The 23,245-nt window shown below is 70.3% G+C and carries 21 protein-coding genes; 8 read left to right on the top strand and 13 right to left on the bottom strand.

The features are described 5' to 3' along the window. Nucleotides 1-108: 108 nt before the first annotated feature. Nucleotides 109-1,359, bottom strand: coding sequence for an MFS transporter (locus AC07Y4_RS27680; RefSeq protein ID WP_487847672.1), 1,251 nt, complete (start codon nt 1,357-1,359; stop codon nt 109-111). An 85-nt stretch (nt 1,360-1,444) separates the two neighbouring features. On the opposite strand from AC07Y4_RS27680, the gene pdxR reads away from it, so the two are divergent. Further along, nucleotides 1,445-2,911, top strand: a complete 1,467-nt coding sequence (gene pdxR / locus AC07Y4_RS27675; RefSeq protein ID WP_487847671.1) for a MocR-like pyridoxine biosynthesis transcription factor PdxR — start codon at nt 1,445-1,447, stop codon at nt 2,909-2,911. 9 nt (nt 2,912-2,920) lie between these two features. On the opposite strand, the gene AC07Y4_RS27670 is transcribed toward pdxR, so the two are convergent. Further along, nucleotides 2,921-3,397, bottom strand: coding sequence for an Lrp/AsnC family transcriptional regulator (locus AC07Y4_RS27670; protein ID WP_159274176.1), 477 nt, complete (start codon nt 3,395-3,397; stop codon nt 2,921-2,923). A gap of 120 nt (nt 3,398-3,517) precedes the next feature. On the opposite strand from AC07Y4_RS27670, the gene AC07Y4_RS27665 reads away from it, so the two are divergent. Beyond that, a complete protein-coding gene (locus AC07Y4_RS27665; protein WP_487847670.1) occupies nt 3,518-4,816 on the top strand; it encodes an aspartate aminotransferase family protein in 1,299 nt (432 codons plus the stop codon). Here the strand turns inward: AC07Y4_RS27665 and AC07Y4_RS27660 are convergent. Then, the gene (locus AC07Y4_RS27660; RefSeq protein ID WP_495275402.1) at nt 4,813-5,865 is read right to left on the bottom strand and encodes a sugar phosphate isomerase/epimerase family protein; all 1,053 of its coding nucleotides are present in this window, start codon (nt 5,863-5,865) and stop codon (nt 4,813-4,815) included. The genes AC07Y4_RS27665 and AC07Y4_RS27660 overlap by 4 nt on opposite strands. A gap of 105 nt (nt 5,866-5,970) precedes the next feature. Here AC07Y4_RS27660 and AC07Y4_RS27655 point away from each other — a divergent pair, with 105 nt between their 5' ends. Beyond that, a complete protein-coding gene (locus AC07Y4_RS27655) occupies nt 5,971-6,858 on the top strand; it encodes a gamma-glutamyl-gamma-aminobutyrate hydrolase family protein (protein WP_487847668.1) in 888 nt (295 codons plus the stop codon). Nucleotides 6,859-7,023: 165 nt separating this feature from the next. Here the strand turns inward: AC07Y4_RS27655 and AC07Y4_RS27650 are convergent, their stop codons facing one another. Genes AC07Y4_RS27650 through AC07Y4_RS27640 form a run of 3 tightly spaced genes read right to left on the bottom strand, consistent with a single transcriptional unit; the run spans nt 7,024 to nt 11,079 of the window. Then, on the bottom strand, nt 7,024-8,538 hold the full coding sequence (locus tag AC07Y4_RS27650) for a class I adenylate-forming enzyme family protein (RefSeq protein WP_487847667.1): 1,515 nt from the start codon (nt 8,536-8,538) through the stop codon (nt 7,024-7,026). Between the two features lie 17 nt (nt 8,539-8,555). Next, nucleotides 8,556-10,205, bottom strand: a complete 1,650-nt coding sequence (locus AC07Y4_RS27645) for an acyl-CoA dehydrogenase family protein (RefSeq protein WP_495275401.1) — start codon at nt 10,203-10,205, stop codon at nt 8,556-8,558. Nucleotides 10,206-10,242: 37 nt separating this feature from the next. After that, entirely contained in the window at nt 10,243-11,079 is an 837-nt protein-coding gene (locus tag AC07Y4_RS27640) for a thioesterase family protein (RefSeq protein WP_487847665.1), read from the bottom strand. Nucleotides 11,080-11,151: 72 nt separating this feature from the next. Here AC07Y4_RS27640 and AC07Y4_RS27635 point away from each other — a divergent pair, with 72 nt between their 5' ends. Then, a complete protein-coding gene (locus AC07Y4_RS27635) occupies nt 11,152-11,784 on the top strand; it encodes a TetR/AcrR family transcriptional regulator (protein ID WP_095948351.1) in 633 nt (210 codons plus the stop codon). 9 nt (nt 11,785-11,793) lie between these two features. Here the strand turns inward: AC07Y4_RS27635 and AC07Y4_RS27630 are convergent, their stop codons facing one another. The 3 genes from AC07Y4_RS27630 to AC07Y4_RS27620 form a co-directional block, all read right to left on the bottom strand. Next, on the bottom strand, nt 11,794-11,973 hold the full coding sequence (locus AC07Y4_RS27630) for a hypothetical protein (protein ID WP_062480395.1): 180 nt from the start codon (nt 11,971-11,973) through the stop codon (nt 11,794-11,796). A 95-nt stretch (nt 11,974-12,068) separates the two neighbouring features. Then, nucleotides 12,069-12,950 (bottom strand): N-formylglutamate amidohydrolase, encoded by an 882-nt coding sequence (locus AC07Y4_RS27625; protein ID WP_487847664.1) that lies wholly within the window; start codon nt 12,948-12,950, stop codon nt 12,069-12,071. A gap of 12 nt (nt 12,951-12,962) precedes the next feature. After that, nucleotides 12,963-13,925 carry a tripartite tricarboxylate transporter substrate binding protein BugE gene (locus tag AC07Y4_RS27620; protein WP_062480391.1) on the bottom strand — a complete coding sequence of 321 codons (963 nt, stop codon included), beginning with the start codon at nt 13,923-13,925 and terminating at the stop codon, nt 12,963-12,965. Nucleotides 13,926-14,034: 109 nt separating this feature from the next. Here AC07Y4_RS27620 and AC07Y4_RS27615 point away from each other — a divergent pair, with 109 nt between their 5' ends. Then, nucleotides 14,035-14,970, top strand: a complete 936-nt coding sequence (locus AC07Y4_RS27615) for a LysR substrate-binding domain-containing protein (RefSeq protein ID WP_487847663.1) — start codon at nt 14,035-14,037, stop codon at nt 14,968-14,970. 4 nt (nt 14,971-14,974) lie between these two features. Here AC07Y4_RS27615 and AC07Y4_RS27610 read toward each other — a convergent pair whose 3' ends face one another. Both AC07Y4_RS27610 and AC07Y4_RS27605 read right to left on the bottom strand, forming a co-directional pair. After that, nucleotides 14,975-15,955 (bottom strand): tripartite tricarboxylate transporter substrate binding protein, encoded by a 981-nt coding sequence (locus tag AC07Y4_RS27610; RefSeq protein ID WP_487847662.1) that lies wholly within the window; start codon nt 15,953-15,955, stop codon nt 14,975-14,977. 6 nt (nt 15,956-15,961) lie between these two features. Continuing rightward, nucleotides 15,962-18,931: a DNA topoisomerase III gene (locus tag AC07Y4_RS27605; RefSeq protein ID WP_307637724.1), complete on the bottom strand. Its 2,970-nt coding sequence runs from the start codon at nt 18,929-18,931 to the stop codon at nt 15,962-15,964. 84 nt (nt 18,932-19,015) lie between these two features. Between AC07Y4_RS27605 and AC07Y4_RS27600 the strand changes: the two genes are divergently transcribed. Genes AC07Y4_RS27600 through AC07Y4_RS27590 form a run of 3 tightly spaced genes read left to right on the top strand, consistent with a single transcriptional unit; the run spans nt 19,016 to nt 20,771 of the window. Next, a complete protein-coding gene (locus AC07Y4_RS27600) occupies nt 19,016-19,744 on the top strand; it encodes an SET domain-containing protein (RefSeq protein ID WP_370870000.1) in 729 nt (242 codons plus the stop codon). Nucleotides 19,745-19,746: 2 nt separating this feature from the next. Further along, nucleotides 19,747-20,562: a biotin--[acetyl-CoA-carboxylase] ligase gene (locus tag AC07Y4_RS27595; RefSeq protein WP_159279142.1), complete on the top strand. Its 816-nt coding sequence runs from the start codon at nt 19,747-19,749 to the stop codon at nt 20,560-20,562. Between the two features lie 8 nt (nt 20,563-20,570). Further along, a complete protein-coding gene (locus AC07Y4_RS27590) occupies nt 20,571-20,771 on the top strand; it encodes a sporulation protein (RefSeq protein WP_159274165.1) in 201 nt (66 codons plus the stop codon). 5 nt (nt 20,772-20,776) lie between these two features. Here the strand turns inward: AC07Y4_RS27590 and AC07Y4_RS27585 are convergent, their stop codons facing one another. Both AC07Y4_RS27585 and AC07Y4_RS27580 read right to left on the bottom strand, forming a co-directional pair. Next, nucleotides 20,777-21,502, bottom strand: coding sequence for a HEAT repeat domain-containing protein (locus tag AC07Y4_RS27585; RefSeq protein ID WP_487847661.1), 726 nt, complete (start codon nt 21,500-21,502; stop codon nt 20,777-20,779). Then, nucleotides 21,499-22,941, bottom strand: coding sequence for a sensor histidine kinase (locus AC07Y4_RS27580; RefSeq protein ID WP_062480377.1), 1,443 nt, complete (start codon nt 22,939-22,941; stop codon nt 21,499-21,501). The genes AC07Y4_RS27585 and AC07Y4_RS27580 overlap by 4 nt, the downstream gene beginning before the upstream one ends. Nucleotides 22,942-23,245: the final 304 nt, after the last annotated feature.

Genomic DNA, 23,245 nt, shown 5'->3' with positions numbered 1-23,245 from the left:
GGGCATGACAGTTGCTTGTCTTAAAAACAACGCCCGCATGAAAAAGGCCCCGAAGGGCCGTCCATTCTGCCAAGTCAGCTATTGAAAATATAGCAACCCGCCGCTGGATCAGGCGCAGGCCGGCGCCGTCGATGCCGCAGGCGCCGCCGACTGGGCCCGCCGCGCCGCGCGCCACAGCAGCACCAGCCCCGCCAGCTGGGCGGCGGCGCCCACCCAGCCCACCGCGCTCACGCCGAACCACGCGATGGTCGCGCCGCCCAGCCCCGAGCCCGCCGCGATGCCCAGGTAGACCGCCGAGGCGTTGAGCGACAGCGTCATCGGTGCGCGCTCGGGTGCCAGGCGGATCAGCCGCACCGCCTGCGCCGGGCCGAAGCCCCAGCCGGCGAAGCCCCACAGCGCCGACAGGCCCACGATCAGCGGCAGCGCCAGCCCGCGCGGCAGCATCTGCGCGGCGAACGAGAGCCCGCCCATGATCACCACCAGCGCGAGCGCGAAGCCCCGCGCCATGCGGTCGGCGCCGAAACGGTCGGTGGCCCAGCCGCCGGTCGCGGTGCCCAGCGCGGCGGCCACGCCGATCGCGAAGAACACCGCGCCCACGCCCTCGGCCCCGAAGCCCAGCGTGTGCCCGAGGAACAGCGCGATGTAGGTGTAGAAGCTGAAGCCGCCCGTGGCCCACAGCACGGTGGCCAGCAGCGCCGGCGCCACGCCGGGCTCGCGCGCCACGGCGAAGGCCGAGGTGCGCGGGGCCGCGTCAGTGGGGGCCTGCGCCAGCGTGCGCGGCAGCCCCACGAACAGGCCCCAGGTGGCCAGCGCCGCCACCGCGGCGATCAGCAGGTAGGCCGTGCGCCAGCCGCCCCAGCCCGCGATCCAGGCGCCCAGCGGCACGCCGAGCGCCACCGCCACGGTGCCGCCGCCGGTCACGATGGCCAGCGCCCGCCCGCGCAGCGCGGGCGACACCATCGCCGCCGCCACCGCGCTGGCCGTCGGCAGGAACACGCCCGCCACCAGCCCGAGCGCGACGCGCGCCAGGGCCAGCTGCGCGATGCCGTGCGCCATCGAGGCCGCCGCCGTGAGGCCCGCGAAGGTCGCCAGGCTGGCGATGAGCAGCGGGCGGCGCCCGAAGCGCGCGAGCAGCGCGGCCATCAGCGGCGAGCCGATCGCATAGCTCAGCGCGAACAGCAGCACCAGCTGGCCGGCCCGTGCGGCGCTGACCTGCAGGTCGGCCGCCAGCACCGGCAGCAGGCCGGCGACCATGAAGCTTTCGGTGCCGATGGCGAAGGCGCCCAGCGCGAGCCAGGCCAGGCCCAGGGGCAGGCGTTCGGCGGGCGGTCGCTGTGAGGTTTCAGGAGCGGTGTGCATGGTGAAGGACTCCATGTGGGTGTTCCAAGGCCTCCAGAATAGGATTGCAGGCGGCTCTTCAAAAGAACCACAATCGGCAAAGATCATGGAGCCACTTTTCGAGCTTGCCCTGCGCATGCCGGCCGCCGGTTCGCGCGACCTGCTGCGCGCGCTGCACCGCCAGCTGCGCGACGCCATCCTCGATGGCCGGCTGCAGCCCGGCGCGCGCCTGCCCGCCACGCGCGCGCTGGCGCAGCGGCTGGGTGTGTCGCGCAACACCATGCTGGCGGCCTACGACCTGCTGCTGAGCGAGGGCTACCTGCTGGCGCGCCCGGGCTCCGGCACCTTCGTGGCCGACACGCTGCCCGCGCTGCGACGCGGCCGGACCGCGCCGAAAGACGCCAACGTCGCGCCCCGGCGCGATCCGCGGCTGGTGCCGCTGAACGTGCCTGGCGCCGACCTCGCCCCCACGCTGCAGCCGCGGGCCGCGCGCGACGACTTCCGCGTCGGCCTGCCCGACGTCGGCGCCTTTCCGTTCGACATCTGGCGCCGCCTGTCCGACCGCGCGCTGCGCCGCGTGGCGCGCCAGACCGCCGACTACGCCGACCCGCAGGGCCAGGGCGCCCTGCGCGAGGCGATCGCGGCGCACGTGTCGTTCACGCGCGCGGTCGGCTGCACGGCCGACGACATCGTGGTCACGGCCGGCGCGCAGCAGGCCTTCGGGCTGCTCGCGCGCATCCTCGTCGTGCCGGGGCGCACGGTGGTGGCGGTCGAGCAGCTGTTCTACCCCTCGCTGCGCGAGGCCATGCTGGCGGCCGGCGCGAAAGTGGTCACGGTGCCGACCGACGACGAAGGCCTGTGCGTGGACCGCATCCCGCCCGAGGCGCGCGTGGTCTGCGTGACGCCTTCGCACCAGTTCCCGACCGGCGTGGCGATGTCGCCGCCGCGCCGGGCCGCCCTGCTGGCCTTTGCGCGGGCGCGCAACGCCGTGCTCATCGAGGACGACTACGACAGCGAGTTCCGCTTTGCCGGCCGTCCGCTCGACGCGCTGCAGACGCTCGACCGCGCCGGCTCGGTGTTCTACGTCGGCACCTTCTCCAAGAGCCTGTTCCCCGCGCTGCGCCTGGGCTTCGTGGTGGCGCCGCCTTGGGCCCGCGCGGCGCTGGTGCGGGCGCGCGAGCTGGCCGACTGGCACGGCCCGGTGCTCGGGCAGGAGGCGCTCGCGGCCTTCATTGCCGAGGGGCACCTGGCGCGCCACATCCGCCGCATGCGCAAGCTGTACGGCGCACGGCGCAGCGCCCTGCTCGACGCGCTGGCGCGCCACGGCGCGGGCCGGCTGGAGGCGATTCCGTCCGATGCCGGCCTGCACCTGTCGGCCTGGCTGCACGGCGGCGCGCGCGACCATGTGGTGGTCGAGCGTGCCGCGGCGGCCGGCATCACGCTGCCGCCGCTGTCGCGCTTCGCGCCCGATCCGCAGGCGCCCGATGCGCCCAACGGCCTGGCCTTCGGCTTCGGGTTGATCGCGGAGCCGCAGATCGACGGCGCGATACGGCGGCTGGTGCGCCTGCTGTAGCGTGCCGGCTCAGGCGCTGTCCAGCGGCAGCCGGGTCGTGAACTTGGTGGTCGACAGCACGATGTCGCTCGAGTAGTTCTCCAGCTCCAGCGCGTCGCCCAGCTGCTCCTGCGCGAAGGCCTGGTAGTCGGGCAGCGAGCGCGCGCAGATCACGAGCACGAAGTCGGTCTCGCCGGCCACGCAGTGGCACTGCAGCACCTGCGGCAGCGCATGCACCTTGCGCTCGAAGGCCCCGATCGCCTCGCGCGTGGTGCTGCGCAGCGACACGCGCGAGATCACCAGCACCGGAAAGCCCACGCGCGCGGCATCGAGGATCGCCACCTCCTCGCGGATCACGCCCGCGCGCCGCAGCCGCTGCACGCGCTTGAGGCAGGCCGAGGGCGAGAGGTTCACGCGCTCGGCCAGCGTCTGGTTCTGCAGGCCCGCGTCGGCCTGCAGTTCGGCCAGGATGCACTGGTCGATGCGATCGAGGGTGCCGGTTTTCATGGTGCCGCCAGTGTGGCGCAAGGTGCGCGCAATCGGCTTCGTTTTCGGGCCCGCACAACGACACCGGATTTCGCGGCCGATGGCTACGCTGGGGCTCCCCCGACGAACAAGGAGCATCCGATGGCCGAAGGCGCAACCTACGACCCCGTGGTCAGCAAGCACCTCGTGCGCTACGGCATGGGGCTGAGCCCGCATGTCATCGTCAAGGCGCGCGGCGCCACGCTGTGGGATGCGAGCGGGCGCGAGATCCTCGACTTCACCTCGGGCCAGATGTGCGCCACCATCGGCCACAACCACCCGCGCATCGTCGCGGCGATCGAGAAGGCCTGCGAAGGCGCGCTGCACCTGTACAGCGGCTTCGTCGGGCCGGCCGTGCCGGCGCTGGCCGGGCGGCTGGCGGCGATGCTGCCGCCGTCGCTGTCGAAATCGCTGTTCCTGTCCACCGGCGGCGAGGCCAACGAGGCCGCCGCACGCATGGCCCGCGTGACCACCGGCCGCTACGAGATCGTGGGCCTGAACGGCGGCTGGCACGGCGTGAACGGCGGCATGGCTGCGCTCACCTTCGCCGGCCGGCACCACGTCGACTACGGGCCGCGCAAGCCCGGCACCATGTCGATCCCCGCGCCGAACTGCTACCGCTGCCCCATCCGCCATTGCCGCGACGCCTGCGACACCGCCTGCCTCGATGTCGGCTTCGACATGGTCGATGCGCAGTCCAGCGGCTCGCTCGCGGCCTTCATTGCCGAGCCAGTGCTGAGTTCGGGCGGCGTGATCGTGCCGCCCGCCGGCTACTTCCCGAAGCTGCAGGCCAAGTGCCGCGAGCGCGGCATGCTGCTCATCCTGGACGAAGCGCAGACCGCCTTCGGCCGCCTGGGCAGCAATTTCGCGTTCGAGCAGGCGGGCGTGGTGCCCGACTTCCTCACCGTCTCGAAGACGCTGGGCGGCGGCCTGGCGATCGGTGCCACGGTCACCAGCGAGGCGATCGAGCAGGACTGCCACGAGAAGGGCTTCGTGCACGTCACCTCGCACGTGTCCGACCCGCTGCCGGCCGAGGTCGGTCTGGCGGTGCTCGACGTGCTCGAGGAAGAAGGGCTCAACCAGCGCGCCGCCGCCATGGGCGAGCGGCTGAGCCGGGGCCTGGCCACGCTGAAGGCGCGGCACGAGGTGATCGGCGACGTGCGCGGCCACGGCCTGCTGCAGGGCGTGGAACTGGTGAAGGACCGCGAGACCCGCGAACCCGACGCCGAGCGCGGCCGGGCCATCACCGACGCCTGCATGGCGCGCGGCCTGAGCATGAACATCGTGGCCGTCGGCGGCATGGCGGCCGTGTGGCGCATCGCGCCGCCGCTGAACGTGAAGCCGGCGGAAATCGATCGCGGCCTGGAAATACTCGACGACGCGATCCGTTCGACGAGTTAGATCCCGAGCATCCGCCGGTTCGCCGCCACGTCCGCCCCACCGGCCGCGAAGTCGTCGAAGGCGCGATCGGCCACGCGGATGATGTGGTCGCGAATGAACGTGGCGCCTTCGCGCGCGCCGTCTTCCGGGTGCTTGATGCAGCACTCCCATTCGAGCACCGCCCAGCCCGGGAAGTCGTACTGCGCCATCTTCGAGAAGATGGCCTTGAAGTCGACCTGCCCGTCGCCCAGCGAGCGGAAGCGCCCGGCGCGGTTGATCCAGCTCTGGAAGCCGCCGTACACGCCCTGCTTGCCGGTCGGGTTGAACTCGGCGTCCTTCACGTGGAAGAGCTTGATGCGCTCGTGGTAGTGGTCGATGTAGGCCAGGTAATCGAGCTGCTGCAGCACGAAGTGGCTCGGGTCGTACAGCAGGCGGGCGCGCGGGTGGTTGCCCACGCGCTCCAGGAACATCTCGTAGCTCACGCCGTCGTGCAGGTCTTCGCCGGGATGGATCTCGTAGCCCACGTCGACGCCCACGGCATCGAAGGCATCGAGGATCGGGCGCCAGCGGCGCGCCAGTTCGTCGAAGGCCTCCTCGATGAGGCCGGCCGGGCGCGGCGGCCACGAATACAGGTACGGCCAGGCCAGCGCGCCCGAGAAGGTCGCGTGCGCCGTGAGCCCGAGGTTGGCCGAGGCCTTGGCCGCATGGTGCAGTTGCTGCACCGCCCACTGCTGGCGCGCCACGGGGTTGCCGCGCACCTCGGGCGCCGCAAAGCCGTCGAAGCCCGCGTCGTAGGCCGGGTGCACCGCGACCAGCTGGCCCTGCAGGTGGGTCGAGAGCTCGGTGATCTCCAGGCCGTGGCCGGCAAGCAGGCCCTTGATCTCGTCGCAGTAGGTCTTGCTCTCGGCGGCGCGCTTCAGGTCGATGAGGCGCGTGTCCCAGCTGGGGATCTGCACGCCCTTGTAGCCGAGGCCCGCGGCCCATCCGGCGATGGCGTCGAGCGAATGGAACGGGGCCGTGTCGCCCGCGAACTGGGCCAGGAAAATGCCCGGCCCCTTGATCGTCTTCATGCGTGTCTCCTGATGCGCCGCACAGCATACTTCGGGGGTTCGGCTGACACACGACCGAAGTTCGATGGGCGCACAATGAACTTTGTCCACAGGGAACCCATCGACATGTCTCAGCCTGTCGCCGCCCGGCTCAAGATCGGCTTGTCCGCCTGCTTCTCGCACGCCGACCCGGCCCGCTCGCTTTTCACGAACAAGACGCTGCAGTACGTCGAACAATCGATCGCCCACTGGCTCATGTCGGCCGGCGCGATGGTGGTGATGGTGCCCTGCCCCACGGGCGCGACGGCGCGCGGCGACACCAAGCTCTCGCACTACGCCGAGTGGCTCGACGGCGTGGTGATGCACGGCGGCGCCGATGTCTGGCCCGGCAGCTACGGCGAGGAGCCCCTGAAAGACGCCTGGATCGGCGACCAGATCCGCGACCTGTACGACCTCGCGCTGGTGGAAGCCTTCGAGCAGGCCGGCAAGCCGATCTTCGGCGTGTGCCGGGGCCTGCAGCTGATCAACGTGGCCTTCGGCGGCACGCTCTACCAGGACATCGAGGAACAGCACGGCCACCCCGAGACGGTGCGCCACCGCGACCCGGTGACCTACGACCAGAACTTCCACCAGATCGAGATCGTCGAAGGCACGCGCCTAGCGAAGCTGTACCCCGAGGTGCGCACGGCGCGCGTCAACAGCATCCACCACCAGGGCATCAAGGGGCTCGCGCCCGGCTTCGAGGTCGAGGCCTGGAGTCTGCCCGACCGCGTGCCCGAGGCGATTCGCCGCCGGCCCGAGAAGGGGCGCGGCTACATCGCGGCGACCCAGTGGCACCCCGAGTTCCACAAGTACGGCAGCACCGAGACCGTGGACGACACACCGATCCTGCACGACTTCCTGTGGGCCTGCGCCACCGCCCGCGTGGCACCGCGCACCAGCATGCGCGAGATGCAGGGGCGCATTCGCAACCGGGCGGCGCGGTTGCTGCGGCAGGCGTTGTTGCGGCGCTGACGGCTGTTGTTCGGGGCGCGTGCACAGGCCACCGGGTACTTCCCTCCGCGAATGTCCCCCGGCCTTCGGCCTCCTCCTTGATTTCGCTGCGGGAAGCACCCAGTGTCCTGCGCCCGCTGAGCGCTGTCGTTGTGCCGGTCGATCAACGACTGCACTGCCCAACGCTCACGCCGTGTCGCGCAACAGGTGCTTCAGCAGCTTGCCCGTCGCCGTGCGCGGCAGGCTCTCGCGCACTTCGAAGATGCGCGGAATCTTGTAGCGCGCCAGCCGGTCTTCGAGAAAACGCACCAGCTCGCGTGCCTCGAGCGCGCGCCCGCCGCGCGCCACCAGCACCGCCGTCACGGTCTCGCCCCACTCGGGGTGTGGGCGGCCGATGACGGCCACGTCCTGCACGTCGGGGTGGGCGCCCAGCGCGTCTTCCACTTCCTTCGAATAGACGTTCTCGCCGCCCGTGATGATCATGTCGCGCAGCCGGTCGACGATGAACAGGAAGCCGTCCTCGTCCACCCGCGCGAGGTCACCCGTGCGGTACCAGCCTTGCGCGTCGAAGGCCTCGGCGCTCGCCTGCGGGTTGTCGAGGTAGCCCTGCATCACGGCCGGCGAACGCAGGTGGATCTCGCCGACCTCGCCTGCGCCGCAGCGCCGGCCGTCGGGGTGGCGCACCTCGATCGCCACGCCGGGCACGCCCGCGCGGCCGATCGAGCCGGCCTTGGCGATCGCGTCTTCCGGGTAGAGCACCGTGCCCAGTGGGCCCGATTCGGTCATGCCGTAGACCTGCACGAAGCGGTCGCTGCGGTAGCTGTGGGCCAGCTTGCGTGCCATGTCGGCGCCGAGCGGGCCGCCGCCGTAGGCCCACAGGCGCATCGCGCTGAAGTCGTAGCGCTGCACGTCGGGCACCACCGACAGCGGTGCCAGGAAGGCGATGGGCGCGCCGAAGGTGAAGGTGATGCGCTCCTCGGCCAGCGTGTCGAGAAAGGCCTTGGGCGCGTACTCGCGCAGCAGCACGACGGTGCCGCCCATGAGCAGCGTGCCCAGCAGCCAGTTGTTGAGCGGCGACGAATGCCACACCGGCATCGCGACCAGCGTGCGCTCGTTGCGCGACAGCGACATGCCCGCCGCCGTGCACACCGCGGCCATGAACACGTTGCGGTGGCTGTGCAGGCAGCCCTTGGGCTTGCCCGTGGTGCCCGAGGTGTAGAGCACCTGGGCCAGCGTGTCGGTGCCGGGCGCCGGCGCGTCGTCGCCCAGCGGCGCGGCTTGCGCCATCAGGTCGTCGAACATCGGCAGGCCATCGGCGGCGCTGTCGGTCGCGAGCCAGTCGCAGCGGTGCGCGATGCGCGCGGCGACCTGCGTGGCGAGCGTGCCGTCGGCCACGCACAGGCGCACGCCGGCGTGGGCCAGCACGTAGTCGATCTCCGGTGCCTGCAGCTTGTGGTTGACCGGCACCACCGCCGCGCCGAGGCGCCAGGCGCCGAACATCGCGGCGACGAAGCCGACCGTGTTGAAGCACAGCAGCGCGACCTTGTCGCCGGAGCCCACGCCCTGGTCGCGCAGCACGGTGGCGGCGCGGCGCGAGAGCTCGGCGAATTCGGCGTAGGTCCAGGCGCGGCCTGCGGCGCGCAGGCATTCGTGGTCAGGCTGGGTGCGGGCGTGCTGGTCGAGCAGGGAAACGAAATCCATCCGTGTCGGCTCCGTGCTCAGTGCCAGGCGGCGCGCACCAGCGCGCCGGGGTCGCTGGTGCCGGCGCTGATGCCGGTCACCGGGCCCCAGTCGGGATCGAAGCGGCTCGACACGAACGCGGCCGCCGCGAGCGGGCTCGCGTGCTGCAGCATCAGGCCGGCCTGCGCCGCGCGCACCAGCCGCTGCGTGAAGCGGCGCGCCTGGCGTTCCAGGTCCTGCGGCGCCAGCTGCACCATCTGGCGCAGCGCCTGCACCTCGGCCTGCAGGCGCGCTTCGCCGGCGGTCACTTCCTGCAGGTGGTCGAGCACGAGGTGCGCGTCGTCGGGGTTGCGCGACACGGCGCGCAGCACATCGAGGCACATCACGTTGCCCGAGCCTTCCCAGATCGAGTTGACCGGCGCCTCGCGGAACAGGCGGCCCATCGGGCCGTCTTCAACGTAGCCGTTGCCGCCGAACACCTCCATCGCCTCGCCGGTGAGCGCCACCGCGCGCTTGCAGTTCCAGAACTTGGCGGCGGGCGTGAGCAGCCGGCGCCAGGCCGTGTCCAGCGGCGCGGGCGAGCCGAAGCGCGAGGCCAGTTCCATCGCCAGCAGCGTGGCGCTTTCGGTTTCCAGCGCCATGTCGGCCAGCAGCTCGGTCATCACCGGCTGGTCGACCAGCGCCTTGCCGAAGGCAAAACGGTTGCGCGTGTAGTGCAGCGCCTGCGCGAAGCCCTGGCGCATGAAGCCGGCGCTGGCGAGCGCGCAGTCCAGCCGCGTCACGGTCGCCATCTCGATGATGGTCGGGATGCCGCGGCCCTCGTCGCCCACCAGCACGCCCCAGGCCTCCTTGAACTCGACCTCGCTGCTGGAGTTGGAGCGGTTGCCGACCTTGTCCTTCAGGCGCTGGATGTGGATCGCGTTCTTGCTGCCGTCGGGCCGCCAGCGCGGCACGAAGAAGCACGACGAGCCGTGCTCGTCGGTCTTGGCCAGCACCAGGTGGCCGTCGCACATCGGCGCCGAGAAGAACCACTTGTGGCCGGTGATGAGGAACTCTTCGCCCCACGGGCCACTTGCCATGCTCCCCGCGGGCACGGCGCGCGTGGTGTTGGTGCGCACGTCGCTGCCGCCCTGCTTCTCGGTCATGCCCATGCCGACGGTCATCGAGGTCTTGCCTTCGAGCGGGATGTCGCGCGCATCGTGCACGTGGGAGGCGAGCTTGTCGCGCAGGTCGGCGTACAGCGCGGCGTTGCGGCGCATCACGGGGATGCAGGCCTTGGTCATGGTGGTCGGGCAGGTCGAGCCCGACTCGATCTGGCTGTGCATGTACAGCGAGGCGCCGTAGCCCACCCAGGCCGAGGGCCGCTCGTCGAAGAACGGCAGGTTGGCGATGCCGTTGCGCCGCGCGATCGACATCATGGTGTGCCACGCGGGGTGGAACTGCACGCTGTCGATGCGCGTGCCGGTGCGCGAGTGGGTGTGCAGCTCGGGCTCGTGGCGGTTGGCGTCCTCGGCGGCGCGCAGCGTGGCCTCGGCGCCGTACTCGGCGCCCTGGCGCACCAGCTCGTCGTCGCGCCAGGCGGCGCCGCCGCGCCCCACCGCGCCGCGCAGGGCGGGGTCGCTGGTGTAGACGTTGTAGTCCTTGAGCTCGGGGACCTGGTTGTCGGGGTGGATGCCGGTGGTGGTCATGGCGTTGTCTCCGTGAATCGGTGAAAGAGGGGCGTGTTCAGGCGGCGGCAGCGCGTTCGCGCACCACCAGCGTCTGGGTCGCGAGGCCGATGAGGCCGCGCGTGTCGTACAGGTGGGACACCGTGAGGCCCGCGCCGCCGGCGTGCATCTCGGTGCTGGCGCGCAGGCCGATCCACTCGCCCTCGGGCACGCGGAACAGGTTCAGGCTCAGGTCGGCGTTCGAGAACAGGAAGTCGGCGGGCGACAGCACCCAGCTCAGCCCGTTGCCGAAGTCGGCCGCCGCCGCCGCGCGCATCGCGGGCGAGGTGGCCACGCCGCGCACCAGCGGCACCGCCAGCCGGAACCACGCGGCGCCCGCGCCGGGCTGCGCGATGTCGCCCTGCGCCAGGCGCGACTCGACGGCGGTCTGGTGGAACGAGAGGCCGTCGGGCAGGCCGGGAATGCGCAGGCGCTCGGTGCAGTCTTCGGGCAGCGGGCGCAGTTCGCGCGGCGCGTCGCCTGCGGGCAGGTTCGCCGGCAAGGTCAGCGGCGAGGTCTTCAGCAGCAGCGCGTGCGCGCGGGCCACCACCGTGTCGCCCGCGAGCAGGTCGATGCCCACGCGCACCGTGGCGCGCGAGGCCTGCGACTGCGTGCGCGTGGTCAGCGGCGCCACCGGCACCGGCCTCACCAGTTCGAGCGTGAGCCGCGCCAGCTGCCAGCCGGGGCCGGGCGCCGCGCGTTCGGCGATGTGCGCGAGCAGCGCGGCGGGCGCGCCGCCATGCTGCGCGCGCGGGTCCCAGGGGCCGCGCGAGAGCGCGTCGGGCAGCCACGCATCGCCCTCGCCGGTGTAGACGGCGGGGGGCGTTGTCTCGGGGGCGCGGTCGGGCGAGGTCATTGCAGAATGCCTTTCGATGGGATCAAAAATTCTAGGAACAACCCGCCCGCGAGGTGTTCGGGTTCGGCGGCCATGACCGGCGCCCGCGCACCCGCCGCCGCCCCGAGGAGGAAGCCGCGCCAGTCCCGCGCGCGCCACACCTCGCAGGCGCTGCAGGAAGCCTTTGTTCGGCTTTTGGTCGAGAAGGGCTACGCCGCCATCACGATCCGCGAGATCGTGGCCGTGGCGGGCACGGGCCTGGGCAGCTTCTACGAGTACTTCGAAAACAAGGAGGACCTGGCGCGCGTGTGCCTGCACCTGCGCTCCAAGGCGCTGCTGCTGGACATGCGCGCGGTCGTGGCCACGAACGAAGGCCGACCGTGGCGCGAGATCGTCGACGCGGTGATCGATGCGCAGCTCGACGCGCACCGCACGCAGCCCGTGGCCTGGGGCGCGCACTACCTGCTGGAGCGCCACCTCTCCAGCCCCGAGGCCTACCGCAAGATGTACGACCGCTTCGTGGCCGAATGGGTGGGCGTGCTGGACGCGGCGGGCGACGTGAAGGCCGACGCCCCGCAGAAGAAGGAAGCGGCACGCGTGTGCCAGACCATCATCTACGGCCTGGTCGCGCACACCCACATCGGCACGGGCGGGCGGCCCGACCTGCAGACGCTGTCACGCCAGTTGCGCGATGCGCTGCGGGGCTACCTGGCGACGGTGGCCTGAGGCTCTCGCTCAGCGCGACGACTTGTTCGTCGTGCCGCTGACGCCGGCGTCGATGGTGCCGAACACCGTCACGCCGCTGCCCGATGAAGACGTGGAGGAGGACGAAGACGGCGACGGCGCGGTGCCGGCGCAGCCCGAGACCAGCAGACCGGTCGCAAGGACGGCGAGGGCGGCAAGGATCGACTTCACGGCAGGACTCCAGAAAACTAAGGACGTCCCACTATAGGCCGGGGCCCCCGGCCGCCCTGTAACAAAGACACCAGCCCCTGCAGGGGCGGCGTTGTTCAGCCTGCCACGCGCGGGTCGGTCGCCAGCAGCATCTCGACCATCGAACGCAGGTCGGCCTGCAGCCGCGTGGCGCCGGCTTCGTCGAGCGCCAGCGTGGCCTCGTCCATGTAGAGCTTGCGGTTGATCTCGACCTGGATGCTGTGCCGGTTCGCCGCCGGGTCGCCGTGGCGGCGCACCAGCTCCACGCCCTTGTACGGGTGGTTGTAGTCCACGCTGTAGCCGCATGCGCGCAGGTGCGCGCACAGCCGCTGCGACAGCGCCGGGTCGGCCGTGCTGCCGTCGCGGTCGCCGATCACGAAGTCCGCGTGCGCCAGGCCCGGGAAGTCGGTCGCGTGGCTGCCCGCGATGGCGGGCATCGAGTGGCAGTTGATGTGGATGCTGTAGCCGTGCCGCGCATGCGCCTCGTCGATGGCCTGCGCCACCGCTGCGTGGTACGGGCGCCAGCACTGGTCGATGCGCTGGCGCACCTCGGCCACCGTGAGCGGCCGGTCGTAGATCGGCAGGCCCTCGTCGGTGAGCTTCCAGATCAGGCCCTTGCCCAGGCGCACCTTCGACAGCACGCGCGGGTCGGTCGACACCGGGTCGGTCCACGGGCCGTCGAGCATGGTGGTGTCGACCTCGGTCATGTCGCGGTTGGCGTCGAGGTAGCTGCGCGGAAAGTGCGCCTCGATCCAGGCGGCGCCCCTGTCGCTCGCGAAGGCGTAGAGCTTCTCGACGTGGGTGTCTTCGGCCCGGCGCAGCGTGGCGAGCTCGCACACGGGCCGGAAGTCCTCGGGGTAGACGGTGCCGCTGTGCGGGGAGTCCAGCACCAGCGGGGTGTGCCCGGCGACGCTCGTCACCTGGGCGCGGGTTTGAATCAGTTTCAGGACTGGATGCATAGGCGGTGTCGGTCAGTCCAATCGGATGCGCGCGAAGGCGGCCACCTTCTTCATCTTCTCGATCTCGCTCGCGATCTGCTTCGTGAACTCGGCCGGCGTGGTGCCCGAGGCGTACAGCCCCTGCAGCGCCAGGCGCTCGCGCACCGCGGGGTCCTTCAGCGCCGTGGCCACGGCCTGCTGCATGCGCAGCACCAGCTCGGGCGGCGTGCCGGCGGGCGCGATCATGCCGAACCACGAGGGGTCGTTGCTGGCCGCGTAGCCCAGCTCGCCATACGTCGGCACCTCGGGCAGCACGTCGAGGCGGCCGCTCCAGGACACGGCCAGCGCCTTCAGCTTGCCGGCCTTCACGTGCGGCAGCGACGAGGCCACCTGGTCGAAGTACACCGGCACCTGGCCCGCGAGCACGTCGTTGATGGCCGGGCCCGCACCGCGGTAGGGGATGTGCACCATCGAGGTTCCGGTGCTGCTCTTGAACAGCTCGCCCCACATGTGGCCGATGGTGCCGTTGCCCGGCGAGGCGTACGACACCTTGCCCGGGTTGGCCTTCAGGTACTTCACGAGTTCCGCGAAGCTGCCCACCGGCAGCACGGCCGGGTTGATGACGATCACGCCCGGCGCCTTCACCAGCTCGGTCACGGCGGCAAAGCCCTTGATCGGGTCGTAGGGCAGCTTCTGGTACACGGCCGGGTTCACGCCGTGCGTGGACAGCGTGGCCACGCCGAAGCTCAGGCCGTCGGGCGTGGCGCGTGCCAGCTCGGCCATGCCGATCGAGCCGCCCGCGCCGGCGCGGTTGTCGATCACCACGGGCTGCTGGAGGATCTTGGCCAGGGGCTCGGAGAGCACGCGGGCCGTGATGTCGGTGGCGCCACCGGGCGGGAAAGGCACGACCAGGCGGATCGGCTTGCCTTGGGCAAAGGATATTCCTGGGGCGAAAGAAACGGCAGCCAGGGTGGAGAGGAAATGACGACGTTGCATGAGGGTTCTTCCAATGGAACGATGAGTGAATGTGCAAAGCTGCAGCTCACCTGAAGCAAAGGATATACCCGATATCATTCCAATCTGGAATGACTTGATGGGCTCCCCCATGCCGCTGCGACGCCTCAACCCGCCCCTGAACCTGCTGCGCGCCTTCTCCACCGTGGTGCGCTTCGGCAGCGTCTCGCGCGCGGCCGAGGCGCTGCACCTCACGCAGGGCGCGGTGAGCAAGCAGGTGCAGGAGCTCGAGCGCTGGATCGGCGCACCGCTGTTCGAGCGCAGCCGCAAGCGCCTGGCGCTCACGCCGGCCGGCGAGCGCTACGAGAAGGCGGTGCGCGCCCTGCTGGCGCAGCTGGAGGCGGCCACGCTGGAGCTCATCACCAGCGGCGACGGCGGCGGTGCGCTGCACCTGTCGACCCTGCCCACCTTCGGCGCCAAGTGGCTGATTCCGCGCTTGCCCGATTTCCAGCAGCGGCACCCGCAGATCACGCTGCATTTCGTGCCCTTCGTGCACGGCTACGACTTCGAGCGGCCCGAGCTCGACTGCGCCATCCTGTTCGGCGACGGCCACTGGCCCGGCGCGCGCTCGCACTACCTCGCGGGGCAGGACGTGGCGCTGATCGCGCCGCGCGCCGCGCAGGCCGAGGCCGCCATCCGCACGCCGCAGGACGTGGCGCGCTGCACCCTGCTGCGCCATGTGAGCGTGCCGCAGTCGTGGCTGCACTGGAGCGAGGCGCACGGCGTGCGCGGGCTCGACCCGCTGGCCGGCCTGCAGTTCGACCAGTTCCAGACCATGATCCGCGCCGTCATGGCCGGCATGGGCGTGGCGCTGGTGCCGCGCTGCCTGGTGCAGGACGAGATCACGTCGGGGCTGGTGGAAGAGCCGCTGCCCAACGGCGGCTACCGGGGCAGCGAGGGCTACTGGTTCTGCTACCCCGAGGGGCGCGGCCAGCTGGCCACGCTGGACCATTTCCGCCACTGGCTGCTGGCCGAGGTCGACCGCAGCGGGGAAGCGACGGCGCTGCCGCTGGCTGCGCCGGCCTGAGAAGTTACTCGGGCTTCGCGCCCGACGCCTTCACCGCCGCACCCCAGAGCCCGATCTCGCTCGCCACGAAGCGATCGAATTCGGCGCCGCTCGTCGGCGCCGGCTCGGAGCCCCGGTCGCGGATGAAGCGCGCCATCTGCTCGCTCTTGAGGATGTCGGTCACTTCGTGGTTCAGCCGCGCCACGATCTCGGGCGGCGTGCCGCGCGGCGCCATCAGGCCCAGCCAGCCGACGGCCTCGAAGTTCTTCGTGCCGGCCACGCCGCTCTCGCGCACGGTGGGCACCTCGGGCAATTGCGACGAGCGCGTGGCCGACGTCACCGCCAGCGCAACCGCCTTGCCCGCCTTGATGTGCGGCAGCGCGGCCGTCACCGAATCGACCATCAGCGGCACCTGGTTGCCCAGGAAGTCCGCCTGCGCCGGCCCGCTGCCCCGGTACGGAATGTGCGTGATGAACACATGCGCCGCCGACTTGTACATTTCGCCCGACAGGTGCTGCGTGCCGCCGATGCCGGCGCTCGCGTAGCTCAGCTTGCCGGGTTCGGCCTTGGCGCGCGCCGTGAGCTCGGCCAGCGTGCGGATGCCGCTTTCGGGCGTGGCCAGGAACACCAGCGGCACCTTCGCGATGAGCGAGATGCCGACCAGGTCCTTGCGCGGGTCGAAGCCCGGCTTGGCGTAGAGCGTCTGGTTCACCGCCATCGCGCTGCCGGCCACCACGAGCGTGTAGCCGTCGGGCGGTGCGCGCACCACGAACTCGGTGCCGATGTTGCTGCCCGCGCCCGCCTTGTTGTCGACGATCACGGGCTGGCCCAGCCGCTTGCCGAGCTGTTCGGCGAGCGCGCGGGCAAAGATGTCGGTGGCCTGCCCGGGTGGGAAGGGCACGACGAGCTTGACGGGCTTGTCAGGCCACGCGGCGGCCTGGGCCAGGCCCGCGCCGCCCAGCAGCATCGCTGCACACAGGGCGGTGGCGAGGTGTCGGCGCTGCATGCGTCGTCAGGCCGCGTCGGGCGCCGAGAGGTGCTTGCCCACGATGCCCGCGAGTTCGAACATCGTCACCTGGTCCTTGCCGAACACCGGCTTGAGCTTGGCGTCGGCGTTGATCGCGCGCTTGTTGGTCGCGTCCTGCAGGCCGTTGGCCTTGATGTAGTCCCACAGCTTCTTGATGACCTCGGTGCGCGCCACCGGTTCGGCGCCGATCACCGCGGCCAGCGAGTCGCTGGGCTTGAGGCCCGCGCCCGGCTTGCGCGGCTTGGCCGCCTTCTTCTCGGCCGGTGCCTTCTTGGCGGCGGGCGTCTTCTTCGCCGCGACCTTCTTGGCTGCCGCGGTTTTCGCGGCCGGCTTGCCGAAGGTCTTGCGCGGCGGGAACTTGCTGCCGCCTTCGCGCGGTGCGAACTCGAAGGTCACCTTGCCTTCTTCGGCGTTCCACGTGAGGAAGGCCTTGAAGGCGCGGCGCGTGCGCATCGAGACGAACTTGTCGAGCAGGTCGGTCTTGCCGGTGGCCAGCAGCTTTTCCATCTGGTCGCGCTCGACCGGCTGCTGCAGGATGATCTTGCCGGTCTTGAAGGTGCAGCTCGGGGTCGGCTGCTCGTTCGTCGGCACCGACTTCTCGCAGACGTAGTTGCTGCCGTGATCGAACACCGGCGCACCGCAGACCGGGCACGGGCCCACGGTGTCCTGCTGGCTGAAGTCGACGATCTCGCCGCTGTCTTCGTTCTTGTCGTCGCCGAAGTCGAACTCGAGCTTCCAGTTCTTGGCTTCTTCCCCGTCGTACTTGAGGATGATCTCGGCGGTGAAGGGCCAGCCCGCCTTGGAGCGGAAGCCTTCGAGCGGGCCGATGTGCTTGTTGGCCAGCAGCTGCTCGGCCTCGGCCACCTCGAAGGTGCGCCCCGCCGGCGACTTGCCGAACGAGAAGCCGCAGGCGTCCTCGCCCGTGCCGCTCTTGCCGGTGCAGCCGTAGCGGCGGTAGTTCTCCTTCACCACGCCGCCGCAGTTCGGGCAGGGCGTGGCGAGCGTGGCGTAGTCGCCCGGCACGGTGTCGCGGTCGTACTCCTTGGCCTTCTTGACGATGTGCTCCGTCATCTCGGCGATCTCGCGCATGAAGGCGTCGCGGCTCAGGGCGCCCTTCTCCATCTGCGCGAGCTTGTACTCCCACTCGCCCGTGAGTTCGGCCTTGGACAGTTCTTCCACGCCCAGGCCGCGCAGCAGCGTCATGAGCTGGAAGGCCTTGGCGGTCGGGATGAGCTCGCGGCCTTCGCGCAGCATGTACTTCTCGGCGATCAGCCCTTCGATGGTGGCTGCGCGCGTGGCTGGCGTGCCCAGGCCCTTTTCCTGCATGGCCTCGCGCAGCTCGTCGTCGTCGATGGTCTTGCCGGCGCCTTCCATGGCGCCCAGCAGGGTGGCTTCCGAATAGCGTGCGGGCGGGCGCGTCTTCAGGCCCTTGAGGTCGGCCGACTCGTTCTGCACGATCTCGCCCGGCTTCACCGGCACGAGGCGCTTGCCGTCCTTGTCGTCTTCCTTCTCGTCGTCCTGGGCTTCCTTGCCGTAGATGGCGAGCCAGCCCGGCTTGACCAGCACCTTGCCGTCGGTGCGGAAGGGGTACTTCTTGCCGCCCTGCTCCACCGTGCTGATGCGCGTGGTCACCTGGTGCTCGGCGCTCGGGAAGAACACCGACAGGAAGCGGCGCACCACGAAGTCATAGAGCTTCTGCTCGGCTTCGCTCAGCCCGCTCGGGGCCTGCAGCGTCGGGATGATGGCGAAGTGATCCGACACCTTGGCGTTGTCGAAGATGCGCTTGTTGGGCTTGACGTAGTTGCCGTCGACCGCCTGCTGCGCGAACGGCGCCAGATGCTTCATGCCGCTGCTGGCGAGCATCTCCATGGTCTGCTTGACGACCGGCAGATAGTCTTCCGGCAGTGCGCGCGAATCGGTACGCGGGTAGGTCAGCGCCTTGTGGCGTTCGTACAGGCTCTGCGCCAGCGCGAGCGTGGTCTTGGCGCTGAAGCCGAAGCGGCCGTTGGCCTCGCGCTGCAGCGAGGTCAGGTCGAACAGCGCGGGCGAGGCCTGCGTGGTGGGCTTGCTCTCTTCGGTGACCGTGGCGGGCTTGCCGCGCGAAGCGTCGGCGATGGCGCGGGCTTCCTGCTCGGACCACACGCGGTCGGCGCGCTGCTCGGCATCGGGTTCGCCGTTGGCCAGCAGCGGCGCGTTGGCTTTCTTCCAGTCGGGGTTGAACCACTTGCCGGGGTACTGGCCGGCCTCGGCCGCGAAGCTGCCGTGGATTTCCCAGTACTCGCGCGAAACGAACTTGCGGATCTGCTCCTCGCGCTCCACGACGACGGACAGCGTCGGCGTCTGCACGCGGCCCACGGTCGTGAGGAAGAAGCCGCCGTCGCGCGAATTGAACGCGGTCATGGCGCGCGTGCCGTTGATGCCCACCAGCCAGTCGGCCTCGGAGCGCGAACGCGCGGCGTCGGCCAGGCCCTGCATCTGCTTTTCGGTGCGCAGCGCGTCGAAGCCGTCGCGGATCGCCTGCGGCGTCATCGACTGCAGCCACAGCCGCTTCACCGGCTTGCCCAGCGGGCTCTTGCCGCCGGCGTACTGCTCGATGAGGCGGAAGATCAGCTCGCCCTCGCGGCCCGCGTCGCAGGCGTTGATGAGCTGCGTCACGTCCTTGCGCTTGGCCTGCTTGACCACGGCGTTCAGGCGCGTCTTGGTCTTGTCGACCGGCTTGAGGTCGAAGTGCGGCGGGATCACCGGCAGGTTGGCGAAGCTCCACTTGCCGCGCTTGACGTCGAATTCCTCCGGGGCCTGGATCTCGACCAGGTGGCCCACGGCGCTGGTCACGACGTAGGTGTCGTTCTCGAAATGCTCGTCATGTTTGTCGAACTTGCCGGCCACCGGCGTGAGGGCCCGGACGATGTCCTGGGCCACCGACGGCTTTTCTGCGATTACCAAAGTCTTTGTCATCTGAGGGCTCTCTATACTCTGCGGCTTCCGCGTGCGCACGCGCGCACACGCATGTGTGCATATTCAACCTAACAGACTTCGGCGATGCCTTCCAAATCCCCACTTTCCGCCGGCCGCGACAAGGAAGCCGCCCCCGTGACCGAGCCGGAGGCACGGTCCGCCGCCACGCGCTCCGGCGGCCGGCGCATCCAGATGCGCCGCTCGGACGTCCATGGCAACGGCGTGTTCGCCCTGCAGGACCTGGCCGAAGGTGAAACGCTGATCGAATACAAGGGCGAGGTCATCAGCTGGAAAGAGGCGCTGCGCCGCCACCCGCACGACCCGACCCAGCCGAACCACACCTTCTACTTCCACATCGACGACGGCCGCGTGATCGATGGCAATGTGAAGGGCAACGACGCGCGCTGGATCAATCACTCGTGCGAGCCGAACTGCGAGGCCGACGAAGTCGATGGGCGCGTTTATATCAAGGCCCTGAGAAACATCGCCGCCGGCGAGGAACTCAATTACGACTACGGCCTGATCATCGACGAGCCGTACACCGAGAAGCTGCTGTCCGAGTTCCCGTGCTGGTGCGGCTCCGAGATGTGCCGCGGCACGCTGCTGACGCCCAAGGACGAGGACGAGGAAAAAGACAAGAAGAAAAAGAAGAAGGCCAAAAAGAAGGCTGAGAAGAAGAAGGCCGAGGCCAAGGAAGCGAAGAAGGCTGAAAAGAAAGCCGAGAAGAAAAAAGCGGACAAGAAGGCCGACAAGAAAAAGGCCGACGGCAAGAAGAAGTCCAAGGGCGACGCCCCGGCCGCCGCCGGAGACTGACGATGGGCACGACGCCGGCCAGCGCCTGGTTCGAAGACCGGATCGCCGCGACGGTCGCGCCGCTGCTGCCCGGCTTCGCGGTCGAGGCCGTGGCCGAAATCGATTCCACCAACACCGAGCTGATGCGCCGTGCGCGCGCCGGCCGCACCGACCCCGTGCTGCTCGTGGCCGAGCGCCAGACGGCCGGGCGCGGCCGCCTCGGCCGCCCGTGGCAGAGCGCGCAGCAGCCCGAGGCGCCCGCCTCGCTCACCTTTTCGCTCGGCCTGCCGCTGGCACCGGCCGACTGGTCGGGCCTGTCGCTGGCCGTGGGCGTGAGCGTGGCCGAAAGCCTCGACCCGACGGGCGCGCACCAGGTCGGCCTCAAGTGGCCCAACGACATCTGGGTGAACGACCGCAAGCTGGTCGGCATCCTCATCGAAACCGCGATGCCGCAGACGGCGCGGCCCGACGCCGCGCGCTACCTCGTGGTCGGCATCGGCATCAACATCGGCCCGCGCGAGGGCGACGGCATGCGCACGCCGCCGGCCTGGCTGCGTCAGTGGCAGCCCGACGCATCCGCCCCCGAGGTGCTGCAGGCGCTGGCCGAGCCGCTGGTGCGCAGCGTGCTTGCCTTCGAGGCGCAGGGCTTCGCGCCCTTTGCCGAACGCTTCGCGGCGCGCGACGTGCTGCGCGGGCGCGAGGTGACGCTCAGCGACGGCACCGCGGGCCTGTGCGAAGGCGTGGCCTGGGGCGGCGAGCTGCAGGTGCGCACCGACGCCGGCCTGCAACTGATCTCGAGCGACGAAGTGAGCGTGCGCCCGCGCGGCATGTCTTTCTGAGCGAGGGCATGAAGCTGCGCCTGGTCCTCATCGCCCTGCTCGCCGCCAACGCGGGCTACTGGCTGTGGACGCGCGGCGACCTGGCCGGCTTCGGGCTTGCGCCCGCGGCGCTCGACGAGCGCGAGCCGCAGCGCATGGCGCGGCAGATCCACCCCGAGTGGGTGCAGATCCGCAAGGAAGCCAAGCCTTCGGGCACGCCCGCGCCCTGAGTTGATCAGGCGGCGGCAGCGCGCGCGAACATGCGCCGCGCCTTGGCCAGCGCGGTTTGCAGTTTCTCTTCGGACGGCGGCTCGTGTGAGCTGGAACTCAGGCCGAACTTCTTGCCCGCGATCTCCTGCACCGCGACCAGGATGCCGCCCAGCACGGCCGGATCGGTCTCGGTGTCGAGCGCCTGGCGCAAGGGCTCGAGCGCCTTGGGCGCAGCGCTGCGGCGGTTGAACACGATCTGCATCAGCGCGCTCGCGGCCCATCGGCGGTTCGTGGCGACGACGTCGTGCGCGAGCAGCGGCACCACCTTGGCGATGTCCGTCGTGCCGCCGAGCCAGCCGATCACCCACAACCCCTTGCAGCGCAGGTCGCCGTGCGGTGACGCGAGCGCGGCGCGCGCGAGGGCCGCGGTCTCTTTCAGGCGCCGGCCCTTGCGGTACTTGAAGCCGCCGAGCAGCTGCAGCACCGTGGCCTGCATGGCCGGGTCGGGCTCGCGGTCGAACTGCGCGAGCAGGTGGTCTTCGGCTTCGTCGCCGCGCTCGCCGAACTTGCGGCAGAGCCAGTCGTAGAGCTCGCTGTCCATGCCGGTGTCGTGCAGCAGCGTGTAGTGGAAGGCCAGCGCCTCGGCTGAATCCTGTTCCAGCAGATCGGCGCCGAAGTCGAACATGTCCGACACGTCGGTGTCGAGGCGGATTTCCAGGAAGCGTTGGCGCAGCGTGTCGAGCGGATTCATTCCGACGGAGCCTCCTCGAAGCGCACGGTGAAGAGCGCGCCCGGCGGATGCTTGCCAGGGTGCGCGTCTTCGAGCTTGACCCGTGCGCGGTGCTGGTTGGCGATCTCTCGCACGATCGGCAGGCCCAGCCCGGAGCCGTCGGCCTCGTTGCCGAGCACGCGGTAGAAGGGCTCGAACACCAGCTCGCGGTCGGCCTCGGCGATGCCGGGGCCGTTGTCTTCCACCTGCACCAGCTGCACGTGGCCGAAGGGGTCGGCCAGCACGCGCGCCGTGACCACGCCGGGGCGCTCGGGCGTCGAGGGCGTGTAGTTGAGCGCGTTGTCGACCAGGTTGCGCACCAGCTCCTTGAGCAGCGTCGGGTTGCCGTCGACCATCACGCCGGGCGCGCCGGCCTGGACGCCGTCGTAGCCCAGATCGATGCGCTTCTCGATGGCGCGCGGCACGGCCTCGCGCACCACCTCGATGGTCAGCCGCGCGAGGTCGCAGGGCTGGCAGTGGGTCATGGCGCTGGTGCCCTCGGCGCGCGCCAGCGACAGCAGCTGGTTCACCGTGTGCGTGGCGCGCACGCTGGCGCGGCCGATCTGCTTGAGCGACTGCTTCAACTCGTCGGCGTTGGCGCCCTCGCGCTGCGCCAAGTCGGCCTGCATGCGCAGGCCTGCGAGCGGCGTCTTCAGCTGGTGCGCCGCGTCGGCCAGGAAGCGCTTCTGCGTGAAGATGGAGTCGTTGAGCTTGTCGAGCAGCTCGTTCACCGACGACACCAGCGGCACCACCTCGAGCGGCACCGAGGACTCGTCGAGCGGGCTCAGGTCGCCCGGGCGGCGCTCGCGGATGCGCGCCTCGACCACCGACAGCGGCTTGATGCCGCGCACCAGCGCCAGCCAGATCAGCAGCACCGCCAGCGGCAGGATCGCGAACTGCGGCAGCAGCACGCCCTTGATGATCTCGGTGGCGAGCACCGCCTGCTTCTCGCGCGTCTCGGCCAGCTGCAGCAGCGAGGGCGGCACTTCTTCGCTGCCGCTGGGAATCCACAGCGAGGCCACGCGCACCGGCTGGCCGTGCACGGTGCTGTTGTGCAGCAGGACCACGTTGGTGCCGGGCGGGTCGTCCACGTTGGGCTGCGGCAGGTCGCGCTCGCCGTGCAGCAGCGTGCCGTGGCCGTCGAGCAGCTGGTAGTAGATGTGGCCGGCGTCGTCGGCGCGCAGGATCTCGCGCGCCGACTGCGACAGCACGAAGTGCGTCTGCCCCTGCTTCACCGTGACCAGCTCGGCCAGCACCTTCACGTTGTGCTCCAGCGCGCGGTCGAAGGGCGCGTTGGCGATGCCCTGCGCCACCAGCCAGGTCACGCCGATGCTCACCGGCACGAGCAGCAGCAGCGGCGTGAGCATCCAGTCGAGGATCTCGCCGAACAGGGAGCGCTGGGCGCGCTGGAAGAGCTTCAAGGGAGTTCCTGGCAAGACGAAAGAACGCGTGCGAGCGTGAACTAGTACTGCGATTCGCAGGTGTGACGTTTCATTGACAAGGTGTGACTGGTTGTAGCCTTGACGTGCAGTTTCTGCAATTCAAAAACGTCAGGGAGAAATCATGAAGCAAAAGACCGTGGGCGGCTGCCCCAAGCCGCTCTGGATGGCCGCGACCGTGTTGGCCGCCAGCGTGGGTGTCACCGCATGCGGCGGTGGAGGTGGCGGAGGCGGTGGTGGCATGCCGATGCTGCCGATCGCACCGGTTCCGGCGCCCGCCCCAGCG

The sequence above is a fragment of the Variovorax sp. GW460-12-1-14-LB1 genome (genome assembly GCF_059423605.1).
This window is presented reverse-complemented; position numbering and strand designations above follow the sequence as displayed.